Here is a 576-nt window from a genome sequence, read left to right as displayed (position 1 = left end):
GAATGGGTTCATGTGCAGCTCCATCAGCAAAAGGGGATGATAAGTTTATCACCACCGACTATTTGCAACAGTGCCGTCCAGCGGATATCAGCGCTGAAAGATGATGGCTGAGCGTGGAGGCAGGAATCTCAAGGTGCTTCTGCAGTTCGCCAACCGGCAGGCCTTCATGACCCGCCCTGACCAGCTCCCGGTATATGCTGAGACGTGTCGGGTGGCCCAGTTCTCGAAGTGCGTTTGCAGCAGTGTTTAAATCCATAATACCTCCTTTATCTATATTTCCAGAATAATAGAAATATAGCCTGCGTCAATCGTTTCTGCCGTGAGGGTACCGCTTTCCCAATCATGCTCTGTCCGCCAGGTTATGGGGGGCAGAGCCAGAGCACTACCGAAATCCTTGCGAATACCCGTGCAGGGAATAATTTCCGCCCCCTTTATGGCCGGAAAAAAAACTGATAAACGTCGCCTTTTCAGAAGGTTGCTTTCTTAACGTGGTTTTTCGGGCACTGTTGCAAATAGTCGGTGGTGATAAACTTATCATCCCCTTTTGCTGATGGAGCTGCACATGAACCCATTCAA

General features: G+C 49.7%; 1 protein-coding gene and 1 pseudogene. Both read right to left on the bottom strand.

What is annotated here, in order from left to right:
- Window positions 1-76: 76 nt before the first annotated feature.
- Window positions 77-256 (bottom strand): annotated as a pseudogene (locus R7Z47_RS26055) (ArsR/SmtB family transcription factor); the annotation flags it as partial.
- Window positions 257-382: 126 nt separating this feature from the next.
- The coding region (locus R7Z47_RS26050; protein ID WP_124770318.1) for a hypothetical protein at window positions 383-576 on the bottom strand (194 nt) is incomplete at its 5' end.

The sequence above is a fragment of the Vibrio sp. 1641 genome, assembly GCF_033339995.1.
Taxonomy (GTDB): Bacteria; Pseudomonadota; Gammaproteobacteria; order Enterobacterales; family Vibrionaceae; genus Vibrio; species Vibrio alginolyticus.
Note: the sequence above shows the minus strand (reverse complement) of the source record. Positions and strands in the feature narration are given on the sequence as shown.